The organism is Natronomonas sp. (assembly GCF_046710025.1).
GTDB lineage: Archaea > Halobacteriota > Halobacteria > Halobacteriales > Haloarculaceae > Natronomonas.
The window spans coordinates 1-9,851 of record NZ_JBKEGK010000084.1; the positions used below are offsets into that span (position 1 = coordinate 1).

Annotated in this window: 8 protein-coding genes and 1 pseudogene; 5 read left to right on the forward strand and 4 right to left on the reverse strand. The window is 62.2% G+C overall.

Annotated elements, in window-relative coordinates; all coding sequences use genetic code 11:
- On the reverse strand, positions 1 to 685 hold a 685-nt coding region (locus ACI944_RS07460; protein WP_411718424.1), incomplete at its 3' end, for a bifunctional folylpolyglutamate synthase/dihydrofolate synthase.
- Positions 686 to 1,654: 969 nt separating this feature from the next.
- Here ACI944_RS07460 and ACI944_RS07465 point away from each other — a divergent pair.
- Positions 1,655 to 2,407 carry an IclR family transcriptional regulator gene (locus tag ACI944_RS07465; RefSeq protein WP_411718425.1) on the forward strand — a complete coding sequence of 251 codons (753 nt, stop codon included), beginning with the start codon at positions 1,655 to 1,657 and terminating at the stop codon, positions 2,405 to 2,407.
- Positions 2,408 to 2,470: 63 nt separating this feature from the next.
- The gene (locus ACI944_RS07470) at positions 2,471 to 3,592 is read left to right on the forward strand and encodes an acyl-CoA dehydrogenase family protein (RefSeq protein ID WP_411718426.1); all 1,122 of its coding nucleotides are present in this window, start codon (positions 2,471 to 2,473) and stop codon (positions 3,590 to 3,592) included.
- 42 nt (positions 3,593 to 3,634) lie between these two features.
- Here the strand turns inward: ACI944_RS07470 and ACI944_RS07475 are convergent, their stop codons facing one another.
- A complete protein-coding gene (locus ACI944_RS07475; protein WP_411718427.1) occupies positions 3,635 to 4,498 on the reverse strand; it encodes a 3-hydroxyacyl-CoA dehydrogenase family protein in 864 nt (287 codons plus the stop codon).
- Positions 4,499 to 4,635: 137 nt separating this feature from the next.
- Between ACI944_RS07475 and ACI944_RS07480 the strand changes: the two genes are divergently transcribed.
- From ACI944_RS07480 to ACI944_RS07490, 3 genes are all read left to right on the forward strand, one after another.
- Positions 4,636 to 6,333, forward strand: a complete 1,698-nt coding sequence (locus ACI944_RS07480; RefSeq protein ID WP_411718428.1) for a methylmalonyl-CoA mutase family protein — start codon at positions 4,636 to 4,638, stop codon at positions 6,331 to 6,333.
- Between the two features lie 380 nt (positions 6,334 to 6,713).
- The gene (locus ACI944_RS07485; protein WP_411718429.1) at positions 6,714 to 7,481 is read left to right on the forward strand and encodes an IclR family transcriptional regulator; all 768 of its coding nucleotides are present in this window, start codon (positions 6,714 to 6,716) and stop codon (positions 7,479 to 7,481) included.
- Between the two features lie 3 nt (positions 7,482 to 7,484).
- Positions 7,485 to 9,095: a class I adenylate-forming enzyme family protein gene (locus ACI944_RS07490; protein WP_411718430.1), complete on the forward strand. Its 1,611-nt coding sequence runs from the start codon at positions 7,485 to 7,487 to the stop codon at positions 9,093 to 9,095.
- Positions 9,096 to 9,103: 8 nt separating this feature from the next.
- On the opposite strand, the gene ACI944_RS07495 is transcribed toward ACI944_RS07490, so the two are convergent.
- Both ACI944_RS07495 and ACI944_RS07500 read right to left on the reverse strand, forming a co-directional pair.
- Positions 9,104 to 9,607, reverse strand: a complete 504-nt coding sequence (locus tag ACI944_RS07495; RefSeq protein ID WP_411718431.1) for a MaoC family dehydratase — start codon at positions 9,605 to 9,607, stop codon at positions 9,104 to 9,106.
- Positions 9,604 to 9,851: pseudogene (locus ACI944_RS07500) on the reverse strand (acyl-CoA carboxylase subunit beta); the annotation flags it as partial. The pseudogene ACI944_RS07500 and the gene ACI944_RS07495, both read right to left, overlap by 4 nt.

Consider the following 9,851-nt stretch of genomic DNA (forward strand, 5'->3'; position numbering starts at 1 on the left):
CCGTGGAGACAGCGATCTCGGCGTCGTCCTCGGTCGATCCGACGCGAAGCGTCTCGCCGGCAGTCTGGGTGATCGCATCGAAGGCCGAGCCGTCGGCGGCCGTCACGAGGGGGCGATCGGACGGCGCGATCGCGGCCTTGTCCTGGGCGATCTCTTCGACCGTGTCACCAAGGAGGTCGGCGTGCTCGAGGGTGACATTTGTAACCGCCGCGGCCTCCGGCGAGAGCGCGCTCGTCGCATCGTGTTCGCCGCCGATGCCGACCTCGAGGACGGCGACGTCGACGCCCTGCTGGGCGAAGGTGTGGACGGCGAGCCCCGTGACGGCTTCGAAGAACGTTGGCGGGGTGCCGTCGGGCGTCTGTTTGCGGACGTACGGTTGGATTGTCTCGACGTACTCGCGGACAGCGCGCTTCGCGACCGGGCGACCGTCAATCCGGACCCGCTCGCGCACGTCGTCGAGGTGCGGGGAGGTGTAGAGCCCGACATCGTAGCCCGCTTCCCGGAGGACGGATTCGACCATGCGGGCGGTGCTGCCCTTCCCGTTCGAGCCCCCGATCTGGATGACCTGAAACGGCGGGTCAGCGACCCCGAGATGTTCGAGCAGCCGTCGGGTCGGCGCCACCCCCGTCCGGGAGGGGTACCGACGGAGGTCGAACAGGAAGTTCGCCGCCTCGTGATACTCCATACGGAAGGCAGTGTGGCGAGCGGTTTATCGCTTTTCGCTTCGGAACTGCGGCCGCTGTGGTCCCACACGCTAAATTACATTTTAATGATAGTATATAATTACTATAAATATATTTACTGTAACGAGACACGTACACGCTCGTGGAGCCTCGATGTAGTTTGGTTGCCCCCGCCGGCCAATGAGTGGATCACCTCAACCGCCCAGGTCGGCGATAGTAATTAGACGAATTAACAACTATAGACGACAAAATATGCAAATATACTATTTATATAATAAATACAAGGAAAAATATTTAAATTATCTCGACAAGCTGTACGAGTGCGTCCACACGCCGCTTGTCGAGAGCGCGCGCTCGGGGCGTAATCGCGCCGCCGACTGAGAGCCGCGGCGCGCAGTCAGACACATCTCTCGATGCGAGCTCGGCTTAATATATAATTTATATTTATATACAAGATATACGAATTCGTCGAAATGCAATCCCTAACCCACCGTCAACGGGGTCCCACTGCCGGCCCCCGGTGTTGTCGAAATCGCACCGACCGCCGCTGTTGTCCCCGGTGCTCACGGGCGGTCGATCGCGCTACAATCGAGAGTTCTATAGCCAACAGCCGCGTCACAACGCTGGCCGACGCTCTCATTGGGGAGGTTCATCGCGTAGACCACATCCCTTGAAAAATACATAACAAAATTAATTCTGTTATAAAACAATATCGACGGCGAGACAAACGTTTCGGCTATGTCGGATTGATGCCGGTGATCCAATCGGCGCTTGGTACCGCGATATCGTTCAAAACGGGGATTGGACGAACGACGGGGTGAGCCGGGACACAAGCGTGGCTGAGGCCACAGCGGCGGTGGGTGGCAGGTAGTGGGTATCGGGCGGCAGGCGCGGGGCGGGCCGTGGATCTGGCCGAAATTTCTTTCGGCCAGGCCGAAAAAACTAATTTGTCCTCGGCCGTCGTGCCAGTAATGTCCGACCCCGAGAATCGATCCGTGACGCGCGCCTTCCAGATCGTCGATGCCCTCTCGAAGCGCGACGGGATGGGTGTCTCCGAACTCGCGGCAGCGGTAGAGTTGCCGGTCAGCACGGTTCACGACTACCTGCAGTCACTCCGCTCGACCGGCCACGTCGTGAAGGAGGGCACCGACTACCGAACCTCGACGCGGTTCTTGGAGATCGGCCACCGGGAGCGGAGGCGACGCGAGATCCACACGGCGGCGGCCGAAGAGTTGCCCGCGGCGGCCGATGAGACCGGTGAACAGGCGACGCTGATCGTCGAGGAGGGCGGCGACGGCGTGCTGTTGTCGGTCGCTGAGGGCGAAGGGGCCGTCGATCTGCCCGCCTACCCTGGCGCCCGGGTACCGCTGTACGCGAACGCCGGGGGGAAGGCGATCCTCGCACACGTCGATCCGGAACAGCGTGAGGCGCTGTTCGACGAGCAGGCCTTCGAGCCGATCACGAAGCGGACCGTGACCGATCCGGACGTTCTCCGTGCGCAACTGGAAACCGTCCGCGAACGGGGCTACGCGATCGATCGCGGCGAGCGGATCGCGGGGTTCGTTTGCGTCGCCGTCCCGGTTCTCGACCGCGGGGACACAGTTCGCGGGGCGATCTGCGTCTGCGGTCCCGAGAGCCGGATGGGCGAGGAGCGCCGCGAGGAGATCCTCTCTACGATACGGCGGGTAGCGAATATCACGCAGGTGAACATGGACTACGTGTAGCCGGGCGACGAGGGGATGTGTGGAACCCACACGAATTATGTTCGTGGACAATGACGGTTCGGTATGACCGCAAGCGAACGCTCGCTCATCGAGGAGACGGTTTCCGACTTCGTCGAACGTGAGGTGCGGCCCGCCGCCGCCGAAGCCGACGCGAAACAAACGTTTCCCGAGGACGTCTGGGACGGTCTCGCCGAATTGGACCTGACCGGGCTTACCGTCCCCGAAGCGTACGGCGGCTTCGACGCCGACCAACTGACGTACAGTGTCGTCAACGAGATACTGGCGAGGGGCGACCTCTCGGTTGCGACGGCGCTTTCGGTCCACTGTCTGGCGACGTCCTGTATCGCTACGTTCGGCACCGACGAGCACAGAGAGCGGTGGTTGCCGGACATGGCGGCGGGGCGGCCGATCGGCGCGTTCGCGCTCTCGGAGCCGGATGCGGGGTCGAATCCAGCCGAGATGTCCACTGTCGCCCGAAAGGACGGCGACGAGTACGTTATCGACGGCAAGAAACAGTGGATCACGAACGGGAAGCGCTCGGGTGTCGTCATCCTCTTCGCGAGGACGGACCCCGACGACCCCGACTCGGTGACACAGTTTCTGCTCCCGAAGGACCTCGACGGCCTCGAGGTTGGTACAAAGGAGGACAAACTCGGCCTCCGCGCCAGCGACACGACCCCGATCGTCTTCGACGGCGCCCGGGTCCCGGCATCGAACCGGCTTACCGAGGTCGGTGAGGGGCTCAAAGCAGCCTTCTCGATTCTCACCGGCGGTCGGATCGCCATCGCGAGCCAGGCGGTCGGGGTCGCCGACGCAGCGCTCAATGCCGCCGTCGAGTACGCCGACGAGCGCGAGCAGTTCGGGAAGCCAATCGCCGATCACCAGGCGATCGCGCACAAACTCGCCGACATGGCGACTAACGTGCAGGCTGCCCGGCTGCTGACACGGGACGCCGCCGAAAAGAACGAGGGCGGCGTCGACGCGATGGCCGCGAGTATGGCGAAGTATTTTGCCAGCGAGACCGCCGTCGACGTGGCGAGCGAGGCCGTCCAAGTCCACGGGGGCTACGGCTACACGAAGGATTTTGACGTCGAGCGCTACTACCGAGATGCGAAGATCACGACAATCTACGAGGGGACCTCGGAGATACAAAAGGAAGTTATCGCACGACACCTCGGGGACTGACCGCCGGCTTCGTTGTCGACACCCCGAGGCGATGCGCCCGCCTCAGTCGTATTTATAAAACCCTTCGCCGGTCTTTTTACCGAGGTCGCCCGCTTCGACCTTCCGTTTGAGCAGGTACGCGGGCGTGTAACGGTCGCCCAACTCCTCGTGGAGCGTTTCGGTCGCGTGTAGGCAGATGTCGAGGCCGATGTGGTCGGCCAACTGGAGGGGACCCATCGGGACGTTGGTTCCGAGCGTCATTCCGTTGTCGATATCCTCCTTTGTAGCGACGCCCTCGTCGAAGGCGCGGATCCCCTCGTTGATCCACGGCATCAGGATGCGGTTGGTGACGAAGCCGGGTTTGTCGTCGGACTCCCATGTTTCCTTGCCGAGGTCCTCTGCGAAGGCGTGGGCGAACTCGAGGACATCCTCGTCGGTCTTCTCGCCGTTGACGACCTCGACGCCTTTCATCACCGGCACGGGGTTCATGAAGTGAAGGCCGAGGATGGATTCGGGGCGTTCTGTGGCGGCCGCGATGGTCGTGATCGACAGCGTCGACGTGTTCGTCGCCAAGACGGCGTCCTCGTTTATGACCTCGTCGAGGTCCGAGAAGATATCACGTTTGACATCGATGTCCTCGAGAGCTGCCTCGACGACGATATCGCAGTCGGCGAGATCCTCGAGATCAGTTGTCCCTTCGATCCGGGCCTGTGCGGCGTCGGCCTCCGACTCGGTGACCGTCCCGCTCTGGATCTGTCGTCCGAGGCTGTCCTCAATCGTCTCAAAGCCGCTTTCGACGTACTCCGTCTCGATATCCCGCATGACGACGTCGTACCCCGCGACGGCAGCCACCTGTGCGATCCCGCTGCCCATTGTTCCGGCGCCCACAACGCCGATGCGTTCGACCGCGTCAATCTCTCGTGTCATGGCGAGACACACGGAGAGATTTCGATTAAACGTTCCGAATCCCCGACGACCGATAGGGTCGGCCTCCCGCCACGAATACGTTTATTTTTCAACATGTATGGCAACGCTTTTGCTGGCAGACTGTGTGAATATAGGTAATGTTCGGAAACGACGACCTTGAGAGGATCCGCGAGCAAAGAGCGGAGTGGGAAGAAGAAACCCTCGAACCGTTCCTCGACGCTGGCGAACGGAAAGAGCGGTTTGCAACCGTCTCGAACCACGAGGTCGATCGGCTCTACACCCCCGAGGACATCGCTGATATGGATCTGGATGAGGACCTCGGTTTCCCCGGGGAACCGCCCTACACCCGGGGGCCATACCCGACGATGTACCGGGGCCGGACGTGGACAATGCGTCAGTTTGCGGGGTTCGGCACCGCCGAGGAGACCAACGAGCGGTTCCACTACCTCATCGACGAGGGGCAGACGGGCCTCTCCACCGCCTTCGACATGCCGAGCCTCATGGGGATCGACTCCGATCACCCGATGAGCGAGGGCGAGGTCGGCAAGGAAGGCGTCGCCGTCGACACGCTCCGGGACATGGAGATCCTCTTCGACGGCATCGACATCGGCGAGGTGTCGACCTCTTTCACTATCAACCCCTCCGCACCGGTCATCTACGCGATGTACATCGCGCTCGCGGACGAGAAGGGCGTCCCCCGCGAGGAGGTCCGCGGGACGCTGCAAAATGACATGCTCAAGGAATTCATCGCGCAGAAGGAGTGGGTGATTCCGCCGGAGCCGAGTCTCGACGTCGTCACGGACACTATCGAGTTTGCCGTCGAGGAAACGCCGAAGTTTCACCCCGTCTCGATCTCCGGCTACCACATCCGCGAGGCCGGGGCGACCGCCGCACAGGAGGCTGCGTTCACGCTGGCTGACGGCTTCGCGTACGTCGAGGACTGCCTCGATCGAGGCCTTGAGGTCGACGAGTTCGCGCCGCTTTTGTCCTTCTTTTTCAACTCTCACAACTCGATCTTCGAGGAAATCGCGAAGTTCCGGGCCTGCCGCCGGATCTACGCGCGCGTAATGGACGAGTGGTACGGCGCCGAGGCGGACGCCTCCAAGCGGCTGAAGTTCCACACCCAGACCGCGGGTCAGTCACTAACGGCCCAACAGCCACTCAACAACATCGCCCGGGTGACGATCCAGGCGCTCGCCGCCGTAATGGGCGGCACACAGAGTCTCCACACTAACAGCTACGACGAGGCGCTCGCGCTGCCGAGCGAGGAGGCCGTCCGCGTGGCGTTGCGAACCCAACAGATCATCGCCGAGGAGTCCGGCGCAGCGGACATCGTCGACCCGATGGGCGGCTCCTTCGCCATCGAGAAACTCACCAACGAGATGGAGGCGGAGATCATGGGGTACATCGAGGAAATCAAAGAGATGGGCGAGGGGTCCGTGCGTGACGGCGTCCTTTCGGGAATCCCGGACGGCTACTTCCACCGCGAGATTCAGGAGGCCGCATACGAGTATCAAAAGCGCGTCGATAAGGGCGAGGAGGTCGTCGTCGGCGTGAACCGCTACGAGATCGAGGAGGACGCCGACCCCGACCTGCTCCACGTCGATCCCGAGACCCGCGACCGACAGATCGATCGGCTCGAATCGGTCAAGGAGGAACGCGACGACGAGGCCGTCGAAGCCTCCCTTGACGCGATCGAGGCGGCGATCGAGGGCGACGAGAACGTCATGCCTCCGATCGTCGACGCGGTGAAAGCCTACGCGACGATGGGCGAGATCATGGCCGTCTTCGAGGACTACCACGGCGCCTATCAGGAAACGCTCGTCACCGTTTGAATGCGCGCGGAGCGGTTTTCGACTGTATCGAAAACGTCTGATCGTATCGAAACCGCCCGGCACACAGGAGCGACCCGTCTACGGCATCTCCGAAACGACGGATTGCGATGAGGCGATGCGGACGACCGAGACACATTTACTGTCAGACGCCCCACAGAGAGATGAAATAAATAACAGTGTTATTATCGTTAGCTGCTCTGTCATCCGCACTATCCGATGACTTAGGCGACAACGTTACACACATACTGAAGCATTGAGAGCGCTACACACGGCAATTTATTCAGTATACGTGAACAACTATCGCGTCTATTTGGCTCGGCACGTGCGAAATATACACCATTGAGGGATACATATAATTACAGGGGGCGATACAGTCAGATATGATTCGGGAATCGTCGACGAGGCAGGTCAAGTCGGTCCGGACCGGCTTCAGAATTATCGAGATCCTGCAAAATCGCGACGGGGTGCGGCCGGACGAGTTGGAGCGACAGTTGGAGTTGGCAAAAAGCACTATCCACAACTACCTCTCCACGCTCGAGTCCATGGGGTACGTCGTCGAGCGGAAGGGGACCTACCACCTCGGCCTCCGCTTTCTGACCCACGGGATGGCGGCGAAGAGTCGACTCGGGATCCGCGAGGCGGTGCTTGAATCGCTGCCGGCGTTGGCCGGAGCGGTCGGCCAACCCGCTTGGTGGGTGACAGAGGAGCACGGCCGGGGACTGTTCGTCGAGTCGGCGATCCCCGAGGACGGCTACCGCGTGTACGGACGAGTCGGCAAGCGTTCCAATCTGCACACGCACGCGCCCGGCAAGGCGATATTGGCGGCGCTGCCCGACGACTACGTCGAGGCCATCGCCAAGCACCACGGCCTCCCGGCACACACTAAAAAGACGATCACCGACTCCGGGGTGCTTGCGGAGGCGCTCGCGGATGCCGCCGAGCGAGGGTACGCCGTCAGCGACGGCGAGGCGGCGCTCGGCGTCGGATCAGTCGGCGTCGCCTTCGAGGGCCCGACCGGTCGCCATCACGGGATCGGGGTCTTCGGATACGCACACGAATTTAACGCTCAACCGAATCAGGAGATCAGGTCGGCACTCGATCGAGCAGTCGCGGAGATACGCGGCGCGGCCGGAACGGAGGGGGCCTGAACGATGCCTGAACGGAGACCGCCTTCAGGGGTGGAAACGCTTGGGGAAGCCCTCGAACGGAAGGCGGCCGAAATCGCCGACAAGCCCTTCCTCCGATACGGCGACGAGCGGATCACGTACGGCGAGTGCGACCGGCGGGTGAACGAACTGGCGAACGGGCTCGAAACCCGGGGAATCGGTCCCGGCGATACAGTCTGTCTGTTCATGTACAACTCCCTTGAGTACGTGACGCTCTATTTCGCGCTTGCGAAACTCGGAGCAGTCGTCGCGCCGATCGACACGCGGTTTACCGGCGAGACGCTGTCGACGGCGCTCTCGATGTCCGGCGCGGAGATGGTGTTCGTCGACGAACGAACGCGTGAGACCTACGAGGCGGTCCGAGGAGACGTACCGGATGTCGCGGCGGAGTATTTTGTCGGGGACCGTCCAGAGGACCACCCGTACCGGCCCTTTCGGTCGCTGCTCGGCGGGGAACCGACGGACGCGCCGGGCGGTGAGCACGATGGCACGGATACGGCGTCGGTGACGTTCGTCCAGCGACGCGCCACCGAACAGCCGAAAGGCGTGTTGCTCCCGCAGTTCGCCTACATTAACACCGGTTGGACGGTCGCGAAGGAACTCTTCGGATACGACGGGGGCGATCGGATCTTCACGACGCTGCCGTTGTACAGCATTTTCACCTTCCAACTCGGTGTGGTCGGCGCGCTGTTTGCGGGCGCCGAGTTCGTTATTTCGGACCCCTTCGACCCGGACACGTACTGGCGAGAGGTCGAGGCGTGTGAGGCGACGATCATTCTCTATCTCGGCCGAATGCTGTCGGTGCTGCACAACCAGCACCCGGGATCGGGGGAGCGATCGAACCCCGTGGAACTGGCGATCGGCCACGGGTTCGGCTTCGGTACCGACGAGACACTCATCCGAGAGTTCGAGGAGCGCTTCGGTATCACCGTCCTCGAGGGCTACGGCATCACGCAGACATCGACGATCGCCACCTACAATACGCCCGAGGAGCGCCGGATCGGCAGCTCCGGCAAAGCGGTTCCGTACGCCGACGTCGAAATCGTCGACGAAGACGACTGGCCGGTCGACACCGGCGAGTCAGGCGAGATCGTGATCCGCCCGAAACGCCCCAACGCGATGTTCAAGGGGTACCTGAGCGATCCGGAAGGGACCGTCGAGGTCTGTCGTAACCAGTGGATTCACAGCGGCGACATCGGGTACAAGGACGAGGACGGGTTCGTCTACTTCATCGCCAACGAGGACAACTCGATCTACCGCGGCCGCATCGCGGGGCGGGTCTCCTCGCTGGAGATTGAGGGCGTTATCGACGCGGCGCCGAACGTCCGCGAGTCCGCGGTTGTCGGGGTCGAAGACCGAAGTGGAACCGAGGAAATCAAAGCGATCGTCGTCCCCGAGGCAGGCACCGAATTGAGCCCGATCGACGTCTATCGGCACTGCAAGCGGTCGCTGCCGTATCTCAAGGTGCCCCGGTACGTCGACATACGATCGGAAATGCCGCGCAACCCGACCGGAAAGATCCGTCGGACGCGGCTCCGCGAGGACGGGATCGAAACCGCGTGGGACCGTGAGGCCGGCTACGAATTCAGCCGGTAGCGCGGGCGCTATTTGCCCACCGGCCGTTTCAACGACAGTACTGTCCGGTCGAACGAACAGACCAGCGGCTCGTCTGTGTCGACCGAGGTGGTCCCGTCCGACGCCCCCCCCGAACGGTCGTTCACCCTGAACACCTCAACGTGCATCGTGACGACGCCGCGTTCGCCGTCGCTCGTCTCGCGTTTCTCCATCACGGTCGATTGGACGCGGATCGTATCGCCGTGAAACACGGGGTCGGGGTGTTCGACGTTGTCGTAGGAGAGGTTCGCGACGATGGTGCCGTCGGTCGTCTCAGGGATCGTCAACCCGACGGCAAGGCTCATCGTATAGAGGCCGTTGACCAACCGTTCGCCGAAGTCGGTGTCGGCGGCGAAGTCGGCGTCGAGGTGGAGCGGCTGTTGGTTCATCGTCATGTCGCAAAACGCCTGGTTGTCGGCCTCTGATATCGTCCGACGCTTGTCGTGTTCGATCGTCTCGCCCACCGCGAAGTCCTCGTAGTAGCGCCCCGTCATAGGACTGTTCCGTGCTTCTTGTCGGGGCGGTCTTTCTCGACGCCCTCGTAGAACGCAAAGCGGTTCGTCAACTCCTCGCGGAGCGTCGACGGCGGGACGACATCGTCGATGACGACCTCACTTGCCATCCGCCGGGCGTCGATATCCTCGCGGAATTCCTCGCGGAGTTCCGCCTCCGTGCGCTTTCGCTCCTCCGGATCGTCGATCGCGTCGAGCTTTCTCGCGTAGACGGCATTGATCGCCG